This is a genomic window from Halolamina rubra (genome assembly GCF_000739555.1).
GTDB lineage: Archaea > Halobacteriota > Halobacteria > Halobacteriales > Haloferacaceae > Halolamina > Halolamina rubra.
This window is the reverse complement of the sequence record NZ_BBJN01000052.1, coordinates 62,774-87,170: the sequence shown is the minus strand read 5'-3', so window position 1 is coordinate 87,170 and position 24,397 is coordinate 62,774. Positions and strand designations below refer to the sequence as shown.

The following is a 24,397-nucleotide window of genomic DNA, read 5'->3' as shown; positions in this document are numbered from 1 at the left end:
GACGATCCAGGCCCAGATCCTGAACCTCCTGCGGGACCTGCAGGAGGAGGAGGACATGAGCGTGGTGCTGATCACGCACAACCTCGGCGTCATCGCGCGGATGTGCCAGCGCGTCGGCGTGATGTACGCCGGCGAGGTCGTCGAACGCGGCTCGCTCGAGGACGTGTTCGAGAACCCGGTCCACCCCTACACCGAGGGGCTGCTGGGATCGATTCCCGACCTCGAGGACCCCGCGCCGCGACTCTCGCCCATCGAGGGGAACGTCCCCAGCCTGCTCGACGCGGAGATGGGCGAGAAGTGCTACTTCGCGGACCGCTGCCCGAAGGCGATGGAGTCCTGCCTCACGAACATCGAGGAGCGCGAGGCGCCGGCGGCGACCGACGACGCCGACCACCTCGTGCGCTGTGTGCTCGCCGACCGCGAGTACGACGAGTCGGAGGCGCTCGGCAGCGCCGCGAAACAGGGGGTGATTTCGGATGACTGAGGCCGCCCCGGAGCGCGAGTCGGCCGGCGACGACGCGCTCGTGGAGGTGCGGAACCTCCGGAAGTACTACCAGGACGGCGGCGGCCTGCTCGACCGCGTCCTCGGTCGGGACGCGACCAGCGTGAAAGCGGTCGACGGCGTCAGCTTCGACGTGCGCGAGGGCGAGACCCTCGGGCTCGTCGGCGAGTCCGGCTGTGGGAAGTCCACGACCGGCGAGACGCTGCTCCGCCTGCGGGAGGCGACCGACGGCACGGTCGCGTTCGACGGCGAGAACGTGTTCGACCTCGACGACGAGTCGATGTCCTCGTTCCGCCGTCGCGCCCAGATCGTGTTCCAGGACCCGTTCTCCAGCCTCGACCCGCGGATGACCGTCGGCGCCATCGTCGCCGAGGGGATGCGGATCCACGGGCTGCCGGAGTCGGACCCGACGGTCGCGACCGCCGCGGAGCTCACCGTCGGCGACGGCATCGACCGCACCGTCGAGGTGTCGGTCGCCGAGGACCTCGACCGCGTCGTCGACGCCGAGGACGGCGTCGCCCGCGTGTCGGTGAGCGTCCGGAAGCGTACTGACGAGGACGACGAGACGCGGTACGAAGCGAGCGTCGACAGCCACGAGGGGCTGCTCGGCGCGACCGTCGAGGACCGCGACACCGACCTCCACGTCGAGGTCAGCGTCACCGGGGGCGAGAACGCGATCCGGAAGAAGCGTGCGGGCGACCTGCTCGAACGGGTGGGGCTCTCGGCCGATCAGGTGGATCGCTACCCCCACGAGTTCTCGGGCGGGCAGCGCCAGCGCGTCGGCATCGCCCGTGCGCTCGCGCTCGACCCCGAGTTCATCGTGCTCGACGAACCAGTCTCAGCGCTGGACGTGTCCGTGCAGGCGCAGGTGCTGAACCTGCTCGACGACCTGCAGGACGAGTTCGGGCTGACGTACCTGTTCATCGCCCACGACCTCTCGGTCGTCCGGCACATCTGCGACCGCGTGGCGGTGATGTACCTCGGCAAGGTCGCCGAGCTGGGCCCGACCGACGAGATCTTCGAGAACCCCGACCACCCCTACACGGAGGCGCTGCTCGAGAGCGTCCCGCGGGCGGAGGTCGGCGAACAGGGTCGCCGCGTGGCGACGCTGGCCGGCGACGTGCCGTCGCCGCGGAACCCGCCGTCGGGCTGTCGGTTCCGGACGCGCTGTCCGGAGGTGATCCCGCCCGACGACGTCGAGATCGACCAGGAGGCGTTCCGCGCGGTGATGGACCTCCGCGAGGAGATCGAGGCCGAGAACCTCGACCCCGCCGAGGTCAGGGAGGCCGAACCCGCAGCCTACCGGAAGGAGGCGGTGCCGGGGATCGCCGGCGAGAACGCCGGCGTCGTCGACGAGGCGCTCGAGGCCGTCGCCGACGGCGAGTTCGACACCGCGGCGGAGACGCTGCGGGACCGCTTCGAGACGGTGTGTGAGACCACGCCGCCGGACGACACCCCCGGCGCCGACGGCGAAGTCGTGGCCTGCCACCTCCACGACTGAGCCGGCAGCCTCTTTTTGGACAACAAGTCGGCGGCTGACCGTCGCCGCCTCTCAGTCACAGACCGGCGGCTGACCGTCGCCGCCTTTCAGTCACAGACCGGCGGCTGACCGTCGCCGCCTCTCACTTATGCAGCAACGTTGACGTAGCCCCCGCCCCACGGTTCGGGTATGAACGCATCCGACGTGATGACGACCGACGTGGAGACCGTGTCGCCCGACGACGAGGTGGGCGAGGTGCTCGCACGGCTGGCCGACGTGGACTACAGCGGCTTCCCCGTCGTCGACGAGGACGACCGCGTCGTCGGCGTCGTCACGGAGGGCGACCTCGTCGACCTGTTCGAGGTCGAGGACCGCGTGCTCTGGATCCCGATCGGGATCCCGCCGATCGTCGACACCCTGACGTACGCGTTCGACCTGCCGGGCGACGACGTGGACATCGCCGCCCACGCCGACGACCCGATCAGCTCGGTGATGACCGCCGACCCCGTGACCGTCGACGCCGACGCGACGCTGGACGAACTGCTCGACGTGCTGGCGAACCCCGAACGGGACATCAACCGCGTCCCCGTGCTCGACAACGAGGAACTGGTCGGCATCATCACCCGGCAGGACCTGCTGCGCGGGCTCAAGCGGGAGCGCGGCGCCGCGGGCGCGGCCTGAGGCTGGCGTGCGCGGCACCGAACCGGCCTGAAGAGGCGGCCGTCGACGCCCCGAACCCGGCAGCCCGCCCGTCGAACGGAGGGCCTAAGCGCCCCCCTCCGCTGAGTCGGTGGTGTGACTCGCTACCGGAACCTCGCGCTCTTTCTCGTTCTCGCTGCGGTCTGGGGCTCGGCGTTCATGGCGATCAAGGCCGGCCTCGACGCCGGCTTCCCGCCCGTGCTGTTCGCCGCGGTTCGCTACGAGATCGCGGGCGTGCTGATGCTCGGCTACGCGTGGTGGGCGCTCGACGACCCCCTGCCCCGCGGGCGAACGCAGTGGGCCGAAGTCGCGGTCGGCGCGGTGCTGATGATCGCGGCCTACCACGCGTTCCTGTTCGTCGGCGAGGCCGACGACGCCGTCACCAGCGCCTCGGCGTCGGTGCTGGTCAGCCTGAGCCCGATCCTGACGACGGGGTTCGCCAGGGTGTTCGTCCCCCAGGAGCGCCTCGAACCGATCGGCCTCGCGGGGCTGTTCCTCGGCCTCGTCGGCGCCGTCGTGATCGCGAACCCCGATCCCGCGAACCTGCTCGCGGGCGGGATGGGCGCGAAGCTGCTCATCGTCGCCGCCGCGACGGCGTTCGCGCTGGGGAGCGTGCTGACTCGCTGGATCGACAGCGACCTCTCGATCGAGGGGATGGAGGCCTGGTCGATGCTGTTGGGCGGTCTGCTGATGCACGTCGTCAGCCTCGGGCTGGGCGAGGCGCTGGGCGCCGTGGCCTGGAACGTCACCATCGTCGCGAGTCTGGGCTACCTCTCGATCCTCGCCAGCGCGCTGGGGTTCCTGATCTACTTCGACCTGCTGGACCGACTGGGCGCCATCGAGATCAACCTCGTCTCCTACGTCGCGCCGGTGTTCGCGGCGCTGTCGGGCTGGCTGGTGCTCGGCGAGCTGGTGACAGTCGAGACGGTCGCGGGGTTCCTGCTGATACTCGTCGGCTTCTCGCTGCTGAAACGCCGGGAGATCGCCCACGAGCTGGATCGGACGGGCGTCCTCGGATAGGGCGCCGCTCAGACGCGCTCGCCGCCCTTGTACACCGCCGACGGCTCGTAGAGGTTCGTGATGTCCGAGAGCGGCGACTCCTCGAACGCGACGACGTCCGCGTGGTTCCCCACCGTCAGCGTGCCGATGTCCTCTGCGGGGACGGTCTCAGCGGCCGTGCCCGTCCCGGCGACGATGGCCTCGTGCTCGCTCATGCCGACCTCGTCGACGAACAGCTCCGCTTCGAGCGCGTTCTCGCCGTGGCCCATCGGGTCGGGGCCGAGGAAGTCCGTCCCGAGCGCGATGGGGATGCCCGCCTCGTAGGCCCGGCGGGTGGCCTCGAAGTGTGCCTCGCTGGCGTTGCGGGCCTTCCGGAGGCCGTACTCCGGCACGCCGAACTCGTCGCCGCGCTCGACGAGTCGGTGCATGATCGCGAGCGTCGGGACGAACGTCGCGCCGGTCTCCTCGAACAGGTCGAGACACTCCTGGTCGATGTAGAACCCGTGCTCGATGGTGTCGACGCCGTTCCGGAGCGCGGACTTGATCCCCGGCGCCCCCTGCGCGTGTGAGGCCACGGGGATACCGACGCGGTGGGCCTCCTCGGTGAACGCTTGGATCTCCTCGTCGGTGAACTGGCTCTGGGTGGGGCTGTCCTTCTCGCTCAGCACGCCGCCGGTGGTCATGATCTTGATGAGGTCGGCGCCCTCGCGGATGCGCTTGCGGGCGCCCTTCCGGCACTCGTCGGCGCCGTCGACGATACCGTCGCCGCCGGCGTCGCGGCTGGTCGCCCACTCGTAGGGGAGGTAGTGGGCGTCCCCGTGGCCCGCGGTCTGGGAGAAGCTCCGGCCGCTGGTGAACACCCGCGGCCCCGGGATCGTGCCGTCGTCGATGGCGTCCCGGACGGGGATCCCGGCGTCGCTGCCCACGTCCCGGATGGCGGTAAAGCCCGACTCCAGCAGCGTCCGCGCGTCGGCGGTCGCGCGGGCGGTGTTGAGCTCGCTCGACTCCCGCACCCAGTCGAACGGGTCCATGGAGCGCGTCCCCTTCAGGTGGAGGTGGGCGTCGATCAGTCCCGGGATCACGGTCTCGCCGGAGTGGTCGACGTGCTCGGCGTCGTCGGGCGCGTCGACGGCCTCGGCGGGCCCGACCTCGACGACGCGGCCGTCCTCGACGAGGATTCGGGCGTCGTCTATCGGGTCCTTGCCGGTGCCGTCGACGAGCGTGCCACAGTCGATAGCCTTCATCGGGTCGTGCTAACGAGTGGCGTCTGATAGTGGTTCGCTTCGCGGCAGGGGAGGGGAGCGAATCGACGGCCGACAGCCGGCTCCCGGGAGCGCCGGACTCATGCCGTCGCGCACCGAACCGAACACATGAGCGATCCCGAGTCGTCGGAGTGGGAAGCAGCACTCAGACGGAACCGCGAGGAGAAAGACGACTTCTTCGCAGAGCATCCGCAGTCGCCGATCCCGCCGGAGCACCGCGAGGAGTTCGACGGCCTCGACTACTTCGAGCCCGACCCGGCGTTCCGGGTCGACGCCGAGGTGACCGTCCACGAGGAGCCCGAACCGGTCGAGATGGAGACCACCGACGGCCCGCCGGCGCGCTACCTCCGGGTCGCCACGTTCGCGTTCGAACTCCGGGGTGAGGACTGCGAACTCCACGCCTACCGCCAGGAGACCGCCGAAGACGACCCGCTGTTCGTCCCGTTCCGGGACAAGACCACGGGGCAGCAGAGCTACGCCGGGGGCCGGTACATGGAGCTGGAGCCCGATGGAGAACTCGAGACGGGCGACACCGTCACGATCGACTTCAACCTCGCGTACTCGCCGTTCTGTGCGTTCAGCGAGACGTTCGCCTGCCCGGTCCCGCCCGAAGAGAACTGGCTGGAAGTGGTGGTGCCCGCCGGCGAGAAGGCGCCGGAACTGGCGTAGACACCGCCACGGCGTGAGCTCAGTGACCGCGACCCTGCGGTCGCGGTAGCTCGCGCGCCGTGGCGTCGTTCACACCCCCACGGCGTCGGCTCCGTGCGATCGACGGGCGTCGATCGCTGGTCGCGAGCCGTGGCGTCGTTACGGAGCGACGAGGTCCACGACCGTCTCCCCGTCGACGACGAGGTTGTACGCCGCCTCGTCGTCGTTCCAGAGCACGAGCGCGTTCTCCATCGACAGGACGGCGCCGTAGGGCGCCTCCCCCCAGCGCGCGGTTCAGCTCCGTGTGCTGGGTGAGCACGGCGTACTGCTCGACCTGCTCGCTGCCGTCGCCGATCTTGAACACCGGGTTCGGGTCGCTCCCGTACTCCCGCTGGCGCTCGCCCTGTCGACTCAGGTCCGGACTCAGCTTCACCGTCAGCAGGTCGATCCGGTTGCTCACGTGGCGGTCCATCTCCGCGCCCTTCGCGTGGCGCTCCGCGGACGCCCGCACGTCGACGCGGCGCTTCCCGTCCGGCCGGAGCAGCGCGTATGCGAACTGCACCGACGTTTTCAGGAACGTGCCGGGCTCGTTCCCCTCGCCGCCGCCGTCGGCGCCGCGGTCGCCCTCGTCCAGTCGGCGCTGCATCCGCGGCGCCTCGATCTCGGGCCGCACGTCGAACGACCAGCCGCGGTCCGACGGCGCCTCGCCGGGCCAGAGCCGCAGCGTCGGCGAGTACACCGACGGCCCCGAGTCCGGACGGGCGAGCGCGCGCTCGACCTCGCGCAGCCCCGTCGCCGTCTCCAGGTCCGCGGGCGCCATCGCGAGCATCGTCCCGTCGTCGGCGACCGAACCGAGGTAGCGCTCGGCGGTCGCCGCCGGGTCGTCCAGCTCCGAGAGCACGTTACAGAACGAGAGCAGGTCGATCTCGCCGACCGAGTCGGGGTCGAACGCCTCGGCCGTCTCGCGGTGGACCGTCGCGTGGACGTTCCGCGGCGTCTCGTCGAGCAGGGCCTCCAGCAGGTCCGCGGCGGGCGAGGGCTCCAGCGCGTGGTACTCGATCAGCGGCGGGTCGCCGTCGTCGCCGACAGCTTCGTGCAGGTAGTCGATCAGCGCCAGCGCCGGGCCGCCCACGCCCGCGCCCACGTCGAGCACCCGCAGCGTGCGCGGGAGGTCGCGGTTCTCGGCGAGGTCGTCCAGCACGTACCCCATCGCGGCGTAGTAGTCCGGCAGGTGGTAGATCGCGTACCCCAGCGCCGCGGTCTCGTCGTACTCGACGGGGTTGCCGTGGTAGTAGTCCGCCTTCAGCCGGCGGATCGCCGCACGGAGCTCGTCGCCGGAGTCGCCGTCGGCCCAGTCGAGGCCGAACCGCTCGACGAGCCGATCGACGACGACGCGCTCGTAGCGGTCCGGGAGCGTGTCGGGCGACCAGCCCGGCGGGTCGACGGGCGCGCCGCTGGCGGGGACGAACGTGCCGTCCTCGCGCTCGAGGAGGTCGAACTCGAACGCCGCCGCGCGCAGCTCCTGCCTGACCACCGCGGGGTGGGGGGCGTCGTCGAAGTACTCCTGGATCTCGCCGGGGTCGATCGGCCGGACCTCCCGGAGGTAGTTGACGGTGTCCCGGAGGCGGTCGCGGTCGACGCTCATCGCTCCCCCTCCGTCGAGAGCGCGTCGGCGCTCGCGCCCGCCTCGGCGTACAGGTCGGCGAACGCCTCCCCGTCGGCGTCGGCGACCGCCCGCGCGGCCTCGGCGACCGCGTCGGCGCCGCCGAACGCGTCCTGGATGTCGGCGTACACCCGCGCGTCGCCCTCGGTGACGGTCGCCGCGATGTCGGCCAGCCCCGCGGAGACCGGCGTGTGGAACTCCTCGCGCACGTCGTCGCCGGCCAGCGCCCACGCGAGCACGGCGGCGTGGCTCTTGGCCTGGACCGTCCGCATCGCGTCGTCGTGCTCCTCGGGCGTCGTCTCGAACAGCTCGTTGCCGGCGTCCCGCAGCGCGTCCAGTAGTGGGGTCAGCGTCGGGCCCACCGCGTCGGCGACGAGGGCGACGTTGCCCGGGGCGCGCTGGGGGGCGAACAGCGGGTGGAGGCTCGCGCGCTCGCGGTCGGGCAGCTGCTCGCGCATGGCCGCGACGGGGCCGGCCATCACGCCCGAGAGATCGAGCATCGCCGCCTCGGCGTGGGGCGCCCAGGCGGCGACGGCGTCCTCGACGGCCGGGATCGGGACCGCGAGGCAGACTGTCTCGAACGTGCGGTCGTCCTCGGGGGTGCCGTCGGCGAGCGGGACGGTCGCGGCGGCGTCGAACGCGGCGGCGGCGTCCGCGGCGGCGCCCCCGTCGGTGTCGGCGAACGCGAGGTCGGCGTCGAACGCGGGCGCGGCCGCGACGGTTTCGGCGACCCAGCGCCCCATCGCGCCGGCGCCGACGATACAGAGCGTCATTACCGGATCGAGGGCGTCGTCGAGGGAAAAGGGGTCGGTTCTCGCTACAGTTCGAGCGACTCGGGGTAGTCGGTGAAGTTCTCGTAGCCGTCCTCGGTGACGACCGCGATGTCCTCGATCCGCACGCCGCCGTGGTCGGGGTCGTACAGCCCTGGCTCGATCGTCACGATCTGGCCGGCTTCCAGCTCCTCGCCGCGGGGCGACAGCGACGGCGCCTCGTGCACGTCGAGGCCGATCCCGTGGCCCGTGCTGTGGATGAACCCCGTCTCCGTCGCGGGGTCCTGCCGGAGCGTCGGGTAGCCGGCGTCCTCGTACACCTCGCAGGCGGCGGCGTGCACGTCGGCGCCGGTGGCGCCCGGTTCGAGTGCGTCGAAGGCCGCCTCCTTCGCTTCTTGTGTCAGTTCGTACCACTCCCGAACCGTACCGCTGGCCTCGCCCTTCACGAAGGTGCGGGTCATGTCGGAGTGGTAGCCGGTCGCCTTGTTCCGGGGGAAGATGTCGACGATGATCGGCTGGCCGGCTTCGAGGGGGCCGCTCCCGCGGTCGTGGGGGTCGGCGGCGTCGACGCCGCAGGCGACGATCGTCTCGTCCAGCGCGCAGCCGTGCTCCAACAGCGTGACCTCGATCTCGGTCGCGACGCGCTCGCTCGTGAGCGGTTCGTCCTCGTAGTACAGCGTGCCGTTGCGGACCTCGGCGGCGGCGAGCAGCTCCTCGCAGGCCCGCATCGACGCCTCGTTGGCGACGGTGGCCTCCCGGACGTGCTCGATCTCCGCGTCGGTCTTCACGGCGCGGATGTCGTCGACGACGCCCTCGCTGTCGACCGCGAGCGCGACGCCCTCCTCGCGCAGGCCGTCGGCGGCGCCGACGGGGAACGTTTCGGGAACCGCGATCGCGTCGACGTCGTGGGCGTCGAGGAACGCCGCCTGCAGCTTCGCCCGGGCGACGCCGGAGTCGTACTCCTCGCGGAGTTGCTGGTAGTCGTAGTCTGAGGTGCGGTCGACGGCGCCGCGGGCCTCCTCCGAGGCGCGGCCGTACTCCAGTCCCGAGGTCAGGAGCGTCGTCCCCGCGGGCGTGTAGACGGTGAAGAAGGGGTCCGGCGCGTCGAAGCCGGAGAGGTAGCGCTGCGTGGAGTCGTCGCCGTCGGCGTACACCGCGTAACCGTCGAGCCCCTCGGCGTCGAGGTACTCGTCGAGCGAGCTGGTGTCGATGTCCATGGCCGGGATGGCGGCCGGCGGAGGCAAAGGCGTTGTCGTCGCGGTCAGTTCCGCGGTGTGGCGAACCGTTCGCTCACCAGGTGCCGTGGAACGTGTCGAACTCGAGCGAGTCCAGGGGCTCGTTGCCGATCGCGATCTCGTACTCCCCCGGCGTCAGCATCGGCTTGTGGAACTGCGGGCCGTCGTCCGTCGTAATCCGCGGACAGCCGGTGTTGACGAACGCGTCCATGTCGAAGTTGCGCAGGCGGTCCGGGGTGACCTCGTCCATCGTGATCAGGTAGGCGTTCTCGTTCTCGTCGACGATCTTCTCGGCCATCTCCCAGCGGCCCTGGCCGATCTTCGTACAGAAGATGACGCCCCACTTCTCGGCGTCCATCGCGCGGTGGACCGCGCCGTAGCGCTGCTTCATGAACTTCTCCGTGTCCGCGACGGTGACGACGTTGTTCACGGGGTCGCAGATGACGACCTTCTTGTCGGGGTGCTCCATCGCCAGCCCGAGCGGGTGGAACTTCCCGCCGCCGACGTACAGTACCTGGTCGGCGTCGATGTCCGCGGAGGCGTAGTTGCAGCCGAGCACCTGCCCCTCGTGGGTCAGCCGGTCGTCGCCCTTCCGGGTGTGGACCTCGTACCCCTCGTCCTCCAGCCACTCCTTCATCTCGCCGAAGAGGTTCATGTGCTGGGCCGTCGTCACCAGCCCCACGTCGTCCTCGGGCAGCTCCTCAAGCGCCTCCTCCATCATCGGGAACGGGTCGACGTTGGAGAACAGCGGCACGTAGATGATCTTCTCGGAGTTCTTCATCGGCGAGTGGCCGAAGTGGACGAACACGTCCGTCCGGCGCATCAGGTACGTGTCGAGGTCGCAGGCGCCGTAGCAGGGCTGCCCCGACAGCATGAACGTCACGTCGTCGGGCGCCAGCTCCCGCAGGTCGTCGGCGACCGCGGGGCCACGGCGCTTGAGCCCCTCGGGGAACTGGAGGCCGACTTTCTTCGCGTCCTTCTCCTCGATCTCCTCGATGATGCGGTCGAGCTCGTAGTCCCACTCCCGGTCGTGCTTCAGGGACATCCCCGTGTTCCGGAGGTCCCCCTCGGTCGTGGCGTCGCCGGCGGCGTCCTGACTCATTACGCGTGCTACCCGGCCGGGACGGATAATCCCGGCGCTTCCGTCAGTCGCGTGCGTCCGGGGCACACGGTCGCTGACGGAGTGGACCGCCGCGGGCGTCGACGCCCGCCGCCGTCGATGCGGGCCGCGGCGCGGCTACCCGTCGAACACCAGCGAGAGCAGCTTGCGCTCGGCGGTCGTCAGGTGCTCCGACAGCGTCGGCTGGCTGATCCCCAGCTCCTCGGCCAGCGCCGCGCCGCTGGTCTCGCGGGGCCAGGCGTAGTAGCCCGCCTCGAAGGCGGCCTCCAGAATCTCGCGCTGGCGGTCGGTCAGGCGCCGATCGAGCGCCTGATCGAGCTCGCGCTGGCTGAACAGCGGCGTGAACGACTCCCGTTCGCGTTTGGCGAGCAGTTCGCCGCCGTACTCCGACTGGAACGTCGACACCACCTCCTCGGCGTCGTACGCCGCCGGGAGCTCCGCGACGATCTGTCCCTCGCCGTCGTCGCCGACGACCGACCGGGGGAGTGCGCCCAGCTCCGCGAGGCCGACGGCGGGGCAGTTGCCGCCGACCACGAACTCCATCAGGCCGCCGTCGTCGTAGCGCTCGATCACCGTCGCCGACACCGCCGGATGCTCGCGCGCCAGCGGCTCGATCGCCGACGGCGCGGCGCCGCGGACGCTGTAGAACTCCGCGTACGCGCCGTCGCCACGCGGGACCATCTCCTCCAGCTCGACCCGGCAGCCGGCGGCAGCGGAGGCGCCCACGAACGGGTACTCGGGGTCGTCGAAGCCGAACTCGAGCTCGACGACCGGCCCGGAGTCCCCCGTGGACGTGCGCAGTGACATACTCACCCATACAGGTTACGCTGTGAAAACTCCCTCGGCGACAACGGAAAGCGGTCTCCACCGGGAGTCCCTTCCGCGTAGCGGTCGGATGGCGCCGAACCGCTCGACCCCGGTGAGGCCGGTGTCGGTCGTGGCTGGGCGGGCCACGACCGACCGGTGGTCGCTTCGGGTGAACCGGTCACGGTAGCACGCTCTCGCTCGGAGGTAGTACCTCCGTCCTCACGTAACGACCCTACCTACCTCAACTGACAGCCTAAGCAGTTAGGGACCACCCGGTCATTTATTCGCGGGACTACCCAACGACGGACATGGACGGAACACGGCGGCGGTTCCTGGCCGCGGCCGGCGCCGGGATCGCCTCGCTTGCGGGCTGTACGGCCCCCCAGAGCGGCTCGGGCGCCGTCGGCGCCGGCGACGAGCCGTACGTCGACCTCTACGAGTCGGTCTCGCCCTCGGTCGTCCGGCTGCGCGTGTACGACAGCATCGGCGTGCTCGCGGAGGGCTCCGGCTGGCTGTACGACGACGGCGTGTTGGTCACCAACGACCACGTCGTCGCCGGCGCGGAGACGGTTCGCGCGCAGTTCGCCGACGGCGACTGGGTGGAGGTCGAGATCCTGGGGACCGACCCCTACAGCGATCTCGCGGCGCTGTCGGTCGACCCGCCGAACGGCGCCGGCGGGCTCCCGCTGCTCGACGAACAGCCGGAAGTCGGCACACAGGTCGCCGCCGTCGGCGCGCCGCTGGGGCTGGAGGGGTCGCTCACCTCCGGGGTGGTGTCGGGCGTGAACCGCACCATCTCCTCGGTGCGGAACTTCACGATCTCCGGCGCGGTCCAGACCGACGCCGCGGTCAACCCCGGCAACAGCGGCGGCCCGCTCCTCACGCTCGACGGCGAGGTCGCGGGCGTGATCACGCAGGCCGGCGCCGAGAACATCGGGTTCGCGATCAGCGCCGCGCTGACCGAGCGCGTGATCCCCGCGCTGGTCGAGACGGGGAGCTTCGAGCACTCATACCTCGGCGTCCGGATCCTCCCGGTGACGCCGCTGCTCGCGGAGGCGAACGATCTGGAGTCGGCCCGCGGCGTCTACGTCGCGGCGGTGCCGACCGGCAGCCCCGCCGACGGCGTCCTGCGGGGCGGCACCGAGTCGGTGACCGTCGAGGGGTCGCCCCAACCGACGGGCGGCGACGTGATCGTCGCGCTCGACGGCACCCGGGTCGACACGACCGGCCAGCTCGGTACGTATCTCGCGCTGGAGACCAGCCCCGGCGACACGATCTCGGTGACGGTGATCCGCGACGGCGAGCGCCAGACGGTCGACGTGACGCTGGGGACGCGGCCCGATCCCCGGTAGCCGGCGGCGACTACTCCTCCATCCGCTCGACGAGATCCTCGAACTGTTGTTTCCGCCCCTCGATGGCCTCCTGCCGCAGCGCTTCCTCCTCCTCGGTCGGGCACTCCAGGTCGGGCACCTCGGTCGGCGTCCCCTCCTCGTCGAGCGCGACGAACGTGAAGAACGAGGCCGTCGTCTTGCGCTCCTCGCCCTCGCGGGGGTCCTCGGCGCGCACGTCGACTTTCACGTCGACGCTCGTGCGGCCGGTGTTGAACACGTACGCCTGCACCACCGCGACCTCGCCGAGATCGATGGGCGAGATGAAGTCGACGTGGTCCATCGACGCCGTCACCACTTGCGTGTTCGCGAAGCGCATCCCCGCGATGGCGCCGCAGATGTCCATCCAGTGGAGGACGGCGCCCCCCAGCGCTCGCCCGAGGTTGTTGGTGTCGTTCGGCAGGAGGAGTTCGGTCATCTCGGTGTAGGACTCCGCGAGCGTCGCCGTCTCGGTCATGCAACACGCTCGGACGGGCGGCCACTCAAACCCGCCGGTCACGCGCCGATCGCGCCGCCGGCCACGCGCCGGCAGTGCCCCGGCTACTCGCCGTCGCCGACGCCGTCGACGCCGAGCTCCTCGCCGCTGCGGCCCGCGGCGTCGAGCACGCTGTCGGCGATCTCGATCGGGCAGTCCGCCCGGACCGCGATCGCCACGGCGTCGCTGGGGCGGGCGTCGAACGTGAGCGGTTCGGCCTCGCCCGCCTCGTAGCGCTGGGCGTCGATCTTGGCGTAGAACGTCCCCTCCCGCAGGTCGTCGATCCGCACGCGGTCGAAGGCGCCGCCGAACTCCGCAACCATGTCGACGAGCAGGTCGTGGGTCAGCGGGCGCTCGAAGGAGTCACCCGTCAGCCCCCGCTGGATCGCGTCGGCCTGATCGTCGGTGACGAACACCGGGAGGTACTCACCCCGCGCGCGCAGCAGCGCGGCCGGCACCGCCTCGCCCGAGGGGGTGTCACCCGTGGCGATTCCTGTGAGTTCGGCGACGTGACCCATACAGCACTGATTCGTTCGAACCGGCAAATAGCTGTCGCGGGGGCGAACGTTCATCCCCGCGGCGCGCCAACCGACGGTGATGGACTGTCGAGTCGTGCTCGAGGCTGCGGTGCCGGTTTACGACGTGGCGACGCCGGAGGCGGCCGTGGGGGCGGCGATCTCGAAGGTCGGCGAGTCGCTCAACCCGGAGCTCTCCTACGTCGACATCGAGCCCCGGAGCCGGCGGTCGCCCCGCGGCGCCGAGCTCCCGCCGGCGACCGTCGCCGCCGGCGAGGGGATGGTCGCGCTCGAACTCGCGATGACGGTGTACGACGTGGAGGACGCCGACCACGCCGTCACGATCGCCCGCTCGGAGATCGGCCGCCGGCTGGAGGGGATCCCGCTGGAGCGCGTCTCGTGTACGCCGATCGACGAGGCGGCGTCCGAGTCGGCGGAAGCGGAGACGGCGGGGGCAGAGGACGGCGACGACGACGCCGACGAGGAGACCCTGCTCCCGGAGTTCGAGGAGATGGTCGAACGGCATCGAGAATGACCGACCGCGGCGAGCACCCCGTCGCGGCCTCCGTGCCGCGAGATCGGTGCTGAACGCCGCGGTCGTGTGTGACCGAATACGGCGAGCACCCTCTCGCGGCCTCCGTGCCGCGACGCCGGCACTGAATGCCGCGGTCGTGTGTGACCGAATGCGGCGAGCACCCTCTCGCGGCCTCCGTGCCGCGAGGTCGGTGCTGACCGCCGCGGTCGTGTGTGACCGAATACGGCGCGCGCCCCGTCGCGGCCTCCGTGCCGCGAGGTCGGTACGGAACAGAGAGCAGTCAGTCCGGCGCGGCCGCTCGGGAACTGGTCGGTTCAGACGGAGTCGGGTCCGCAGATCAGTCGGCAGTCGGCGTGACCGCTTCCTCGGCGTCGATAGAGTCGGTCAGCCCGTGAACGAGTTCGAAGACGGCGCGTTTGTGGTCGGTTTTCGAGCGGTGGATCGAGGTCGGCTGCACCCCGAACTCCCGGTAGTCGCTCAGGTCGATCTCCGGCGTATCCGTGTCCTCGTACTCGGCCCGTACTTCGGAGAGAAGGCCGTGGAGGTGGATGAGCTCCTGCTTCTTCATGTCCGTGCTCACCTACCGGCTGGAGGGTTATAGGGTTACTTTGTGAATAGTTACCAAGCAATGGCGATACACCGGCTGGATTGACCGAAATCGGCGGAATCACTAAATTCGGCGACACGATCCGCCGCCGTCGTCGGCGCCGGCGGGACGACGCCGACGCCCTCCCGCGACACAGCCCGGATCGCGTCCGCGCGAGGAGATGTTCCAGTCGTTTCAAGTCGGTGCACTCGGAGCAACGCGTATGGAGCCTACCGACGTGGCGGCGCTGATCGAGCGGGCCCGCGAGGCGCTCGACGCCGCCTACGTGCCGTACTCGGAGTACCGCGTCGGCGCCGCCGTGCTGACCGCCGACGGCGAGGTGTTCACCGGCTGCAACGTCGAGAACGCCAACTACAGCAACGCGCTCCACGCCGAGGAGGTCGCCGTCGGGAGCGCGGTCCGGGCGGGCCACCGCTCGATCGCCGCGGTGGCGGTCACCTCCGCCGAGCGCGACGGCGTCACCCCCTGCGGGATGTGCCGGCAGACGCTCGCGGAGTTCGGCGACGACGACGTGCCGGTGTACTGCGACACGGGCGACGGCGAGTACAACGAGTACACGCTCGGCGAGCTCATCCCCGACACGATCACGCCGGGGATGCTCGGCATCGACCCCGACGACGCGTAACCCGGGGCCGCGACAGTCCTTTGCCCCCCGGGGCCGTACGGTCGCCCATGTACGTCCGCGACGCCCGGAACCGGGACGAGGCGTGGTTGCTCGACCGGATCGAGGAGATGGGGCTCGACAGCGTGGCGTTCCGCTCGCGGGACTACGTGATCGCGGTCGACGAGAGCACGAACGAGCGCGCCGGCTTCGGCCGCTACCGCATCCACAAGACCGATGACGGCGAGGTCTGCGAGCTCACGGGGATCGGCGTCGTCGACGGCTGGCGCGGCCAGGGCGTCGGCGCCCACGTGGTCGAGCGACTGATCGACCTCGCGGCCGACGAGGGGTTCGAGACGGTGTACTCGATCACCGACAGCGACGACTACCTCCGACAGTTCGGCTTCGAGTCGGTCGACGCCGAGGAGCGCCCGCCGGTGATCGCCGACCGACTGGAGCAGAAACGCGAAACCGTCGGCGAGGACGTGGTCGTCGTCGCCGTCGACACCGGCGCCTTCGAGATGCCCGCGGCGCTCCGCCAGCGGTTCAAGGAGGCCGAGAAGGGCGGTTCGGAGCCCGCAGAGCCCGAGGAGACCGCCGAGGACTTCGGCATCGACGCCGACGAGGCGACGTACAAGTACGACACCGGGAACTGACAGAAAGCCTATACGGGCTCCCGCCGACCTCCGAGCGTGTCCCCGAAACGCTATCTCGGACCCCTCCGCGTCGCGCTGCTGACCGTCGGCGTCCTCGTTTTCGGCTACGGCGTCTACGTCGGCGCGACCATCCCGGAGCCACCGCCGAACAGCGACGGCGTGCCGACGGGGTTCGCCGTCGTCTACGTCCTGCTCGTCCAGTCCGTCGGCGCACTCGTCGCACAGGTCGGCTACGCGCTCCCGGCCGGGAGCGGTCGGCTCCGGTTCGGCCCGCTGGCGGACAGCCCGGCCGTCGTCCGCGCGGCCGCGGCGACCGCGGCGTTCGTCACCGCGGTCGCGCTGGTGACGGCGTTCGGCTGGCTGCTCCCCGACTCGCTCCCGCGGGTCGTCACCGGCACGCACGCGTTCCTGTGGTTCGGCGCCGTCGCCGGGTCGGCCGTCGGCGTCGTGCTCACCGCGGTGGTGGCCGTGGGGACGGTGCTCTGGCGGCTGGCCCGCGGCGAGCCGGTCCTCGACGGCGTCGGCGCCTAGGCCGCTCCGAAACCGACAAGCGCCGCGGCCGGCCATCCCCGGTATGAACCCGCTCGACCGCTACGAGCGCCTCGTCGACGACGCCGGGGCGTTCCGCGACGCCTGCGACCGACGGCTCCCCTCGGTGGTCCGGGTGAACGAACTCCGGGTCACGCCCGAGCGCACCCGCCGCGCGCTCGACGAGGAAGGCGTCAGCTACGAGCCGGTGGGCTGGAACGACCGGCTGCTCCGCCTGCCCGACGGCTCGCCCGGCACGACGTGGCCGTACGTCCACGGCTGGCTCCACGGCCAGGAGGAGGTCTCCGCGCTGCCGGCGCTCGCGCTCGACCCCGACCCCGGCGACCGGGTCTGGGACGCCTGCGCCGCGCCGGGGAGCAAGACCTGCCACCTCGCGGACCTGATGGACGACTCGGGCGTGCTGATCGGCAACGACAACAACCTGGGCCGGCTCTCGGCGCTGCGGCACAACGCCGAGCGACTCGGCGTGAGCAACCTCGTCGTCACGAACGAGGACGCCCGGAACTTCTCGCTCGACTCGCTTGGCGTCGACGCCCTCGACGGCGCGGTCGCGGACGTGCCCTGCTCGTGTGAGGGCACCTGTCGGAAGAACCCCGACGTGCTGGAGAACTGGTCGCTGGGCCACGTCGAGAGCCTCGTCGGGATCCAGAAGGGGATCCTCCGGCGCGCGATCGAGCTGACCCGCCCCGGCGGCGAGGTGGTCTACTCCACCTGCACGTTCGCGCCCGAGGAGAACGAGGCCGTCGTCGACCACGCGATCGAGACGACCGACGCCGAGATGGCGGAGTGGGACGCGCCGCTGGAAACCGCCCCCGGCGTCACAGAGTGGGAAGACGAGCAGTTCGACGAGTCGCTGAAGAAGGCCCACCGCGTCTACCCTCACCAGAACGACACGGGCGGGTTCTTCGTCGCGAAACTCCGCGTCGGGGGCGCAGACGCGGGCGACGACGCGACCGAGGAGGTGGGCGCATGACGGAGTCCGACCTCGGTCAGAACGACGGCCAGCGGTTCGACCGCCTGCCCGCGACGCCCGCCGACCGCGAAGTCGAGGGACGAGCCTCCCGCGAGGAGGTCGTCGACTGGTGGCAGGAGCGCTTCGGCGTCGGCCCCGAGACGTTCGAGAGCGTCACCTTCTGGGAGAAGGGATCGGGGAAGATCTGGGCGTTCAGCGCCGACCTCCCCTCGCCAGTACGGGCCGAGGGGCTGGGGATCACCGTGCTCCGGACGCGCCAGGAGCACTGGAAGCCGACCACCACCGGCGTGAAGCGCTTCGCCCGCGAGGCGACCAAAAACGTGATCGAGCTCGAACCCGGTGAGGCCGCGGCCTTTGCGGCCGGCCACGACCAGCAGCTCGACCGCTGGGACGGCGACTGGGGCTACCTGATCGCCGCTCACGAGCTCGCGGGCGAGCGCGAACCGATCGGCGTCGGCCTCTACCTCCACGGCGAGCTCCGGTCGCGAGTGCCGAAGGGGTACCAGGAGGAGCTCGCGGTGCTGGACTGACTGCTACTCCGCCTCCTCCGCTTTCTCCCGGACGGTCCCGCCGCTGAGCCCCTCCCACTCGACGCGGTACCCCAGCGCCGAGAGCGCCGCCGAGGCGTCGGTGAGGCCGTGGTCGGCGAGCACGGCCTCCGCTTCGGCGAGCTCCATCCCGTCTTCGATCCTCTCGCCCGCGGCGTCGAGCACCGCGGGCCGGACGAGCGTCCGCCCGACGAGCCGGTGCTCGGGGAACGACTTCCCCTCGACGGCGTCGACGCTCACGCCGTGCTCGGCGGCCACGTCCGCCAGCGCCACCGCGTCGGCGTCGGGGACTAGCGCCGCGGGCAGCGAGCCCGCAGCGTCGGCGACCAACTCCGCCTCGAACTCCCGGAGGGCGTCGACGACGTCCTTCACGCGGACCGAGCCCGAGTAGGGGATCGCGCGGTGGTCGCGGGCCTCGATCGCCTCGCTCGCGGCCAGCGACTCGTCGACGGCGACGAGCAGCGCCACGTCCTCGACGGTCGCCAACTGCGAGAGCTTCTTCTCGACGTACTCCGGCGTCCAGAACCCCATGATCTCGAAGTACACCCGGAACCGGTCGGCGACCGACCCCACGTCGGCGCCGGCGGGCGCGTAGTCGAACGCGAAGTCTGGGATCATCACGCGAGTGCCGGTCGCCAGCGGCTCGGGCTCGCGCACGAGCTCCCAGTCCGTATCGAGGCTCTCGAAGGCGGCCGCGAACTCCGCCTCGACCGTCGAGTCGTACGTCGGTTCCGCGACCGGGTCGACGCCCGGCACCGACACGTCGGCGTCGGTCAGCGTCATCGTCCGCTCGCGGCCGCGGTCGTCAATCGTCGCGACGAGCCGCCAGTCGTCGGTTTTCGCGACCGATCGGAGGAGGCGGGCGAAGGAACTGCCGTAGCGCCGCGTCGCCCGGAACAGCGACTCCGGACCGGTGACGACCAGCTCCCGTCCCTCGTCGCTCTGGCGGACCTCGTACATCAGGCCGAGTCGCTTCACGGCGCTCACCAGGGCCGCGGGCTCGGAACCCCGCACGCGGACCTCGGTCGCGTCGAACAGCGCGGTCTGGGCCAGCGAGAGGTCGTACTGTGCCAGCAGCGTCTCGGGGTCCCAGCGCGGCTCGAACGACGCCAGCACCTGGTTCTCCTCGCGGTCGGCGTACAGCGACCGCTCGACGGTCGCGGCGTCGACGCCGAGCCGGTCGGCGGCCAGCGAGAGCGCCTCCGCGCGCTCGCCGTCGCCGGCGACGCCGACGGATTCGGCGCTCTCGAAGGCTACCCGTCGGGTCCGACGCGGCGGCACCGCGGCGCGGGTCTCGAACGTCGCGTCGCGCTCCAACAGCGCCGCCAGTCCGCGGACCAGCTTGAACGAGTCGGCCTCGCGCTCGGCCGCCTCGAGTGCCTCCCGGAGACGCGCCCGGCGTTCGCCGACGTGCCCCTGGAACGTGCCCAGCAGGCTCGCGGCCAGCTCGCGGTCGTCCTCGTCGGTGAACTGGGGGCTGTACCCCCCGCCGGCCCGCGACACCCGGAGGTGTTCCTTCCGCAGCACGGGTCGAGTTGGCGGCGCCAGCGTAAAACGCCGACGGCGGTGACCGCCCCGGAGTTCAAGTAGGAGGACGGGACCAGCCCCCACGTCCGCTGAGTAGGGCCGCGGGGCGGCCGAGGCGGGAGCGCGGCGAACCCCCCGCGGAGCGACATCGCCGCCTGTTCGTACGGGGCCAGCCACGCCGGCGTGTTCCACAGGGGAACGCTGATTGTCCCTCCCGACACAGGCTCGTCCGTGCAGCGACGCCAGTTCCTCGCGCTGAGCGCGGTCGGGCTCGGTGGCTGTGTCGGCGCCAGCGGCGGCTCGGGACCGCGGAACCCCCCGGCGACGCCCGCCGGCGGCGGGCCGATCGAGGAGCCGCGGCGCCTCCGGATCGTCGACGGGATCCCACGCGAGGGCGAGGAGGGGGCCCTCGTGCTCGTGATCACCGTCGAGAACACCGCCGACGGAACGCGGAGCGACACGCTCGTCGCGAGAGCGACCGTCGAGACCGACGACGGGACGGCCGAGTACGAGACCAGCCGGGAGGTCTCCGTCGAGGCCGGCGCCGAGGCGGAGGTGCGACTCGTCTTCGACGTGTCGTACGAGACGTGGCGGGACGGCGGCGGGCTCTCCTACGGCTGGGCGGGCCAGCTCTAGCGGCGGCGCTCGGCGACGCGCTCCTCGGCGGTCGCCTCGCTCACGACCTCGTAGAGCAGCGCCCGCGACCCGTCCGCGTTCGGCCGCAGGATCCGCCCCAGGCGCTGGGTGAACTCCCGCTCGCTCCCGGAGCCCGCGAGCAGGACCGCGACGTTCGCGTCGGGCACGTCGACGCCCTCGTTGAGCACGTTCGCGGTGACGACGCGGGAGTACTCGCCGGAGCGGAAGCGGTCGAGGATCTCGCGGCGCTCGACGGCGCCGGTCTCGTTGGTGATCGCCGGCAGGAGGTACCGCTCCGAGAGCCGGTACACGAGATCCGTGCTCGCGGTGAACACGATCACGCGATCCTCGCGGTGGCGGTCCAGCAGCCGGCCGAGCTCGTCGACTTTCCCCTCCGCCTCGCGGACGATCCGCCGGGCACGCTGCTTGGCCAGCAGCGCCTCGCGGGCCTCGGGGTCTCGCCCCGACCGCTTCACGAGCTCCTGGTAGTCGCTCCCCCGGTTCATCGAGATCCCCGAGCGCTTCAGGTAGTCGACGAACGTCGACTGGGCGTCGTCGTACGCCTCGCGCTCCTCGTCGGTCAGGTCGACCTCTATCCGGCGGATCTCGTAGTCGGCGAGGTGTTCGCCGGCGAGGTCGTCGGGGTCGAGGCTGTACACGCGGGGGCCGACGAGGTCGACGATCGCCTCGTGGGCGCCGTCGGGGCGCTCGAACGTCGCGGTCAGCCCGAGCCGGGCCGGCGCCGGGAGCAGGCGGGCGATCTCGCGGTACCCCTCGCCGCCGAGGTGGTGGACCTCGTCAAAGACGACGAACCCGAACTCGCCGCCCACGTCGTCGGCTTTCAGGTACGCCGAGTCGTACGTGGAGACGGTGATCGCCTCCCGGCGCTGCTCGCCGCCGCCGAACTGGCCGATCGGTCGGTCGAACTCCGCCTCGAGCTCGCGGCGCCACTGGTCGAGCAGATCGACCGTCGGCACGACCACCAGCGTCGGGACTCCCAGCTCCGCCATCGCGGCGATAGCGAGCACGGTCTTCCCCGCGCCCGTCGGCAGTTCGACGACGCCGCGGTCGCCCGCCGCGTGCCAGGCGTCCAGGGCTTCCTGCTGGTACTCCCGGAGCTGGTAGCGCGTCGACAGCGCGAGCGGTTCGGTGTCAAGCACGCGGTCGCGGTAGTCGACGCCGCGGTCGTCGAGCGCCCCGCGCAGGTCGGCGTAGCGGTAAGCCGGGGTCCGGTACCCACCGCTCCGGTCGTCGCGTTCGAGACAGTCGATCCCCTCCGCGAGCGCGGACAGCTCCTCGCCGTCGCTCACGACCCTGACCGTCCCGTCCTCGAAGCGGAGCGTGAGCGTCACACGCTGCGTTGGCCGCCGCGGCGCTTGTGGATTTCGGGGCCGCTCCGAACGGTTTACCCGCGCGGCGCCGGTAGCGCCGGGTATGAGCGACGACGCCGACGCGGCGTCTCGGAGTTCCTCGACGCCGCCGACACGGTGTACAGCGAGTACGAGCAGGGGTACATGAACGCCGACGTGGCGCTCTCCCAGCTGGAGACGCAGATCGAGGCGCTGCGGGAGGAAGTCGAAGAGTAGCGCTACTCGCTGATCAGCCCGCGGACGTACGCCACCTGCTCGGCGAACGCCTCGTCGGTCCGATCGCGCGGGCGGTCGAGACCCACGTCGACGATCTCCCGGACGTGCCCGGGGTCGGCGCCCATCACGACGATCCGGTCGGCGAGCGTCACCGCCTCGTCGACGTCGTGGGTGACGAACAGCACCGTCTTGCCCGTCTCCCTCCAGATCGACAGCAGCTCCTCGTGAAGCATCGAGCGCGTCTGGGCGTCGACGCTGCCGAACGGCTCGTCCATCAGCAGGATCTCGGGGTCGACCGCGAGCGCGCGGGCGATGCCGACGCGCTGTTTCATCCCGCCGGAGAGCGCCGTGGGGTAGCTGTCGGCGGCGTCCCCGAGCCCGACGAGGTCGAGCATCGCGTCGACGCGCTCTTCGCGCGCCTCGGCGCCGACATCCTGCTGTTCGAGGCCGAACGCGACGTTCTCCCGGACGCGCCGCCACGGGAACAGGTGGTACTCCTGGAACACGATCCCGAGGTCCGGCGAGGGCTCCGTGACGGGAGTTCCGGAGAGCCGGACCTCGCCGGCGGTGGCCGACTCCAGCCCCCCGATGATCCGGAACAGCGTGGTCTTCCCGCAGCCCGAGGGGCCGACGACGCAGACGAACTCCCCGTCGTCGACGCCGAACTCGACGCCGTCGAGCGCCTGCACCGCGTCCTCGCCGCCGTAGCGCTTCGAGACGCCGTCGACGACGACGCGATCGTCCCCGCTCATTGCCACGCCAACACCCGGTTCTGGACCGCGCCGACGCCGGTGTCGAGCACGAGGTAGACGAGGCTCATCAGCAGGATGTACGCGAGCACGGCGTCGACCGAGAGGTTCTGGGAGGCGGTGTACAGCTCCCGGCCGACGCCGGGGACGCCCATCAGTTCGGCCGCGATGATCAGCATCCAGCACCGGCCGATCCCGGTCCGGATCCCCGTGATGATCTCCGGGAGCGCCGCCGGGAGCACCACGTTCCGGATCAGCCCGAGGTCGGTGTCGACGCCCAGCGACTTCGCCACGTCGAGGAACTCGTCGGGGACGCCGTCGACGCCGCCGTAGGCCGCGTAGTAGTTGATCCAGAACGCGCCCGCGGCGATGATGAACGCGGCGCCGGTGTGGTTGAGCCCGATCCACGCGATCGCGAACCCGATCAGCGCGAGCGGCGGCACCGGGCGGAGCACCCGCACGATGGGGGTCGCGAGGTCGTCCGCGAGGTCGCTGTACGCCATCGTCACGCCGAGGGCGATCCCCAGCGCGGTGCCGACGACGGTGCCCGGGAGCCAGTGGGTGACGCTCGCGAGCAGCGCGGCCGCCATCGCGCCCGACCGGAGTTCGGCGAGGAACACCGCGGCGACGGCCCCGGGCGAGGGGAGGACGTACGGCGGGTTGAACCGGGCGGCGACCGCCCAGACGAGGAGGAACCCGAGGACGCCACCCGCGCCCAGCAGGAGGCGTCGACGGTCGAGGTCGCCGCCGAACTCGGTCCCGAAATCAGGCTCGAGGCTCGTGCTCATTCGAGGCTGTCGTAGAGGGAGTAGTCGAACACCCGGTCGATCCCCAGCTCCGCGTCCGTCTTGCCGAGGTCGGCGGCGTACTCGGCGAACACCTCGGTGCCGTCCTCGATTACGTGGGGGTCGGTGACGAAGTTCGACAGGGGGGAGTCCATCGCCCGCTTCGCCGTCTCGGGCGCCAGCGAGGACTCGCCGACGACGCTGCTCGCGTGCTCGGCGGCGGTGTCACGGTTGGCTCGGACGAACTCGGTCGCCCGCCGGTGCTGGCGGACGAACTCGGCGCCGGCGTCGGCGCTCCGCACCTCGTCGCTCATCAGCGTCACCGCCGCGGGCTGGCCGGGCATGAACTCGCCGGCGGTGGCGAGGAACTCGTAGGCGAGCCCCTCCGCCTCGATCTTCGTCGGCACCGGCTCCATGATCGACGTGCCGTCGACCTCGCCGTTGGCGAGCCCCTGGAACACCGCGTTCGCGCCGCCCAGCCCCGTCACCTCGACGTGCTCGTTGCTCGCCGGGTCGATCCCGAGCTCGTCCGAGAGCCAGTAGCGCAGCAGGATGTCCGGCACCGAGCCCTCGGGGAACGTGCCGAACTCGAATGGGCGGCCCTTCTCGTCGGCCCACTGCGCGAAGGAGTCGGCGGGGTTCTCGGGTTCCCAGATCGCCGCGAACTCCTCGTGAGCGAGGATCCCCATCGGCTCCTGAATGTTGGCGGCGACGACCTGGGCGGCGATCCCGCGGTCGATCACGATCATCGCGGGCACGATGCCGAACATCGCCACGTCGATCTCGCCGGAGGCGTACGCCTGCACGATGTCGGGGCCGCTCGAGAACTCCTTGGCGTCGACGCCGACGGACAGCTCGTCGAGGTACCCCTCCTCCTGCATCACGAAGTACTGCATGTCCGGGTAGATCGGCATGTACGCCACGGTCAGGTCGTCGGCGCCGCCGCTGCCGCCGAGGCAGCCGGCCAGGCCGAACGTCGCCGCCGCACCGGTCGCTTTCAGCGCGTCGCGCCGCGAGAAACTGCGGTGTCGATCGCTCATTACGCCCGGTTGTGGCGCTCGGCTTAACTCGCCGCCGCCGGC

The 24,397-nt window shown here is 71.2% G+C and carries 26 protein-coding genes and 1 pseudogene; 13 read left to right on the top strand and 14 right to left on the bottom strand.

The annotated features are described in order from the left end of the window. The 4 genes from ACP95_RS13550 to ACP95_RS13535 all read left to right on the top strand — a co-directional run. Positions 1-484 (top strand): ABC transporter ATP-binding protein (locus tag ACP95_RS13550; RefSeq protein ID WP_161782070.1); only part of this gene is annotated, 484 nt, incomplete at its 5' end. Beyond that, positions 477-2,003 carry an oligopeptide/dipeptide ABC transporter ATP-binding protein gene (locus ACP95_RS13545; RefSeq protein ID WP_049981708.1) on the top strand — a complete coding sequence of 509 codons (1,527 nt, stop codon included), beginning with the start codon at positions 477-479 and terminating at the stop codon, positions 2,001-2,003. The genes ACP95_RS13550 and ACP95_RS13545, both read left to right, overlap by 8 nt. Positions 2,004-2,171: 168 nt before the next feature. Beyond that, the gene (locus ACP95_RS13540) at positions 2,172-2,663 is read left to right on the top strand and encodes a CBS domain-containing protein (RefSeq protein WP_049981707.1); all 492 of its coding nucleotides are present in this window, start codon (positions 2,172-2,174) and stop codon (positions 2,661-2,663) included. A 114-nt stretch (positions 2,664-2,777) separates the two neighbouring features. Then, positions 2,778-3,701 (top strand): DMT family transporter, encoded by a 924-nt coding sequence (locus ACP95_RS13535; protein WP_049981706.1) that lies wholly within the window; start codon positions 2,778-2,780, stop codon positions 3,699-3,701. Between the two features lie 8 nt (positions 3,702-3,709). On the opposite strand, the gene ACP95_RS13530 is transcribed toward ACP95_RS13535, so the two are convergent. Continuing rightward, positions 3,710-4,924: a metal-dependent hydrolase family protein gene (locus tag ACP95_RS13530; protein ID WP_049981705.1), complete on the bottom strand. Its 1,215-nt coding sequence runs from the start codon at positions 4,922-4,924 to the stop codon at positions 3,710-3,712. A 126-nt stretch (positions 4,925-5,050) separates the two neighbouring features. On the opposite strand from ACP95_RS13530, the gene ACP95_RS13525 reads away from it, so the two are divergent. After that, on the top strand, positions 5,051-5,611 hold the full coding sequence (locus ACP95_RS13525; RefSeq protein WP_049981704.1) for a DUF1684 domain-containing protein: 561 nt from the start codon (positions 5,051-5,053) through the stop codon (positions 5,609-5,611). 138 nt (positions 5,612-5,749) lie between these two features. Here ACP95_RS13525 and ACP95_RS13520 read toward each other — a convergent pair. From ACP95_RS13520 to ACP95_RS13500, 5 genes and pseudogenes are all read right to left on the bottom strand, one after another. Further along, positions 5,750-7,235, bottom strand: a pseudogene (locus ACP95_RS13520) (small ribosomal subunit Rsm22 family protein). Then, the gene (locus ACP95_RS13515) at positions 7,232-8,026 is read right to left on the bottom strand and encodes a prephenate dehydrogenase/arogenate dehydrogenase family protein (protein WP_049981703.1); all 795 of its coding nucleotides are present in this window, start codon (positions 8,024-8,026) and stop codon (positions 7,232-7,234) included. Before ACP95_RS13515 ends, ACP95_RS13520 begins: the two are co-directional and overlap by 4 nt. A 44-nt stretch (positions 8,027-8,070) precedes the next feature. Next, positions 8,071-9,240: a M24 family metallopeptidase gene (locus ACP95_RS13510; protein ID WP_049981702.1), complete on the bottom strand. Its 1,170-nt coding sequence runs from the start codon at positions 9,238-9,240 to the stop codon at positions 8,071-8,073. A 73-nt stretch (positions 9,241-9,313) separates the two neighbouring features. Further along, the gene (dph2, locus tag ACP95_RS13505) at positions 9,314-10,360 is read right to left on the bottom strand and encodes a diphthamide biosynthesis enzyme Dph2 (protein WP_049981701.1); all 1,047 of its coding nucleotides are present in this window, start codon (positions 10,358-10,360) and stop codon (positions 9,314-9,316) included. Between the two features lie 135 nt (positions 10,361-10,495). Beyond that, complete coding sequence (locus ACP95_RS13500) at positions 10,496-11,185, bottom strand: helix-turn-helix domain-containing protein (RefSeq protein ID WP_049981700.1); 690 nt, start codon at positions 11,183-11,185, stop codon at positions 10,496-10,498. A gap of 308 nt (positions 11,186-11,493) precedes the next feature. Between ACP95_RS13500 and ACP95_RS13495 the strand changes: the two genes are divergently transcribed. Continuing rightward, the gene (locus ACP95_RS13495) at positions 11,494-12,537 is read left to right on the top strand and encodes a S1C family serine protease (RefSeq protein WP_049981699.1); all 1,044 of its coding nucleotides are present in this window, start codon (positions 11,494-11,496) and stop codon (positions 12,535-12,537) included. 10 nt (positions 12,538-12,547) lie between these two features. On the opposite strand, the gene ACP95_RS13490 is transcribed toward ACP95_RS13495, so the two are convergent. Beyond that, positions 12,548-13,030, bottom strand: a complete 483-nt coding sequence (locus ACP95_RS13490) for an acyl-CoA thioesterase (RefSeq protein ID WP_049981698.1) — start codon at positions 13,028-13,030, stop codon at positions 12,548-12,550. An 83-nt stretch (positions 13,031-13,113) separates the two neighbouring features. After that, the gene (locus tag ACP95_RS13485) at positions 13,114-13,566 is read right to left on the bottom strand and encodes a bifunctional nuclease family protein (protein WP_049981697.1); all 453 of its coding nucleotides are present in this window, start codon (positions 13,564-13,566) and stop codon (positions 13,114-13,116) included. 79 nt (positions 13,567-13,645) lie between these two features. On the opposite strand from ACP95_RS13485, the gene ACP95_RS13480 reads away from it, so the two are divergent. Then, positions 13,646-14,098 (top strand): DUF555 domain-containing protein, encoded by a 453-nt coding sequence (locus ACP95_RS13480; RefSeq protein WP_049981696.1) that lies wholly within the window; start codon positions 13,646-13,648, stop codon positions 14,096-14,098. 337 nt (positions 14,099-14,435) lie between these two features. Here ACP95_RS13480 and ACP95_RS13475 read toward each other — a convergent pair whose 3' ends face one another. Beyond that, complete coding sequence (locus ACP95_RS13475; RefSeq protein WP_049981695.1) at positions 14,436-14,666, bottom strand: UPF0058 family protein; 231 nt, start codon at positions 14,664-14,666, stop codon at positions 14,436-14,438. 241 nt (positions 14,667-14,907) lie between these two features. Between ACP95_RS13475 and cdd the strand changes: the two genes are divergently transcribed. Genes cdd through ACP95_RS13450 form a run of 5 tightly spaced genes read left to right on the top strand, consistent with a single transcriptional unit; the run spans position 14,908 to position 18,014 of the window. Beyond that, positions 14,908-15,330 carry a cytidine deaminase gene (gene cdd / locus ACP95_RS13470; protein WP_049981694.1) on the top strand — a complete coding sequence of 141 codons (423 nt, stop codon included), beginning with the start codon at positions 14,908-14,910 and terminating at the stop codon, positions 15,328-15,330. A gap of 47 nt (positions 15,331-15,377) precedes the next feature. Beyond that, a complete protein-coding gene (locus ACP95_RS13465) occupies positions 15,378-15,962 on the top strand; it encodes a GNAT family N-acetyltransferase (RefSeq protein WP_049981693.1) in 585 nt (194 codons plus the stop codon). 36 nt (positions 15,963-15,998) lie between these two features. Continuing rightward, entirely contained in the window at positions 15,999-16,493 is a 495-nt protein-coding gene (locus ACP95_RS13460) for a hypothetical protein (RefSeq protein WP_049981692.1), read from the top strand. 43 nt (positions 16,494-16,536) lie between these two features. Next, positions 16,537-17,484 (top strand): RsmB/NOP family class I SAM-dependent RNA methyltransferase, encoded by a 948-nt coding sequence (locus ACP95_RS13455; RefSeq protein ID WP_049981691.1) that lies wholly within the window; start codon positions 16,537-16,539, stop codon positions 17,482-17,484. Next, positions 17,481-18,014 carry a DUF7122 family protein gene (locus ACP95_RS13450; protein WP_049981690.1) on the top strand — a complete coding sequence of 178 codons (534 nt, stop codon included), beginning with the start codon at positions 17,481-17,483 and terminating at the stop codon, positions 18,012-18,014. Before ACP95_RS13455 ends, ACP95_RS13450 begins: the two co-directional genes overlap by 4 nt. Positions 18,015-18,017: 3 nt before the next feature. Here the strand turns inward: ACP95_RS13450 and ACP95_RS13445 are convergent, their stop codons facing one another. After that, the gene (locus ACP95_RS13445; RefSeq protein ID WP_049981689.1) at positions 18,018-19,559 is read right to left on the bottom strand and encodes a DUF790 family protein; all 1,542 of its coding nucleotides are present in this window, start codon (positions 19,557-19,559) and stop codon (positions 18,018-18,020) included. Positions 19,560-19,790: 231 nt separating this feature from the next. On the opposite strand from ACP95_RS13445, the gene ACP95_RS13440 reads away from it, so the two are divergent. Next, positions 19,791-20,195 carry a hypothetical protein gene (locus tag ACP95_RS13440; protein WP_049981688.1) on the top strand — a complete coding sequence of 135 codons (405 nt, stop codon included), beginning with the start codon at positions 19,791-19,793 and terminating at the stop codon, positions 20,193-20,195. Here the strand turns inward: ACP95_RS13440 and ACP95_RS13435 are convergent. The 4 genes from ACP95_RS13435 to ACP95_RS13415 form a co-directional block, all read right to left on the bottom strand. Next, entirely contained in the window at positions 20,192-21,547 is a 1,356-nt protein-coding gene (locus ACP95_RS13435; protein ID WP_049981687.1) for a DEAD/DEAH box helicase family protein, read from the bottom strand. The genes ACP95_RS13440 and ACP95_RS13435 overlap by 4 nt on opposite strands. Positions 21,548-21,783: 236 nt before the next feature. Beyond that, positions 21,784-22,533 carry an ABC transporter ATP-binding protein gene (locus ACP95_RS13425; RefSeq protein ID WP_049981685.1) on the bottom strand — a complete coding sequence of 250 codons (750 nt, stop codon included), beginning with the start codon at positions 22,531-22,533 and terminating at the stop codon, positions 21,784-21,786. After that, positions 22,530-23,318, bottom strand: coding sequence for an ABC transporter permease (locus ACP95_RS13420; RefSeq protein WP_049981684.1), 789 nt, complete (start codon positions 23,316-23,318; stop codon positions 22,530-22,532). Before ACP95_RS13420 ends, ACP95_RS13425 begins: the two co-directional genes overlap by 4 nt. Continuing rightward, positions 23,315-24,355, bottom strand: coding sequence for an ABC transporter substrate-binding protein (locus ACP95_RS13415; protein ID WP_049981683.1), 1,041 nt, complete (start codon positions 24,353-24,355; stop codon positions 23,315-23,317). The genes ACP95_RS13420 and ACP95_RS13415 overlap by 4 nt, the downstream gene beginning before the upstream one ends. Positions 24,356-24,397 lie beyond the last annotated feature (42 nt).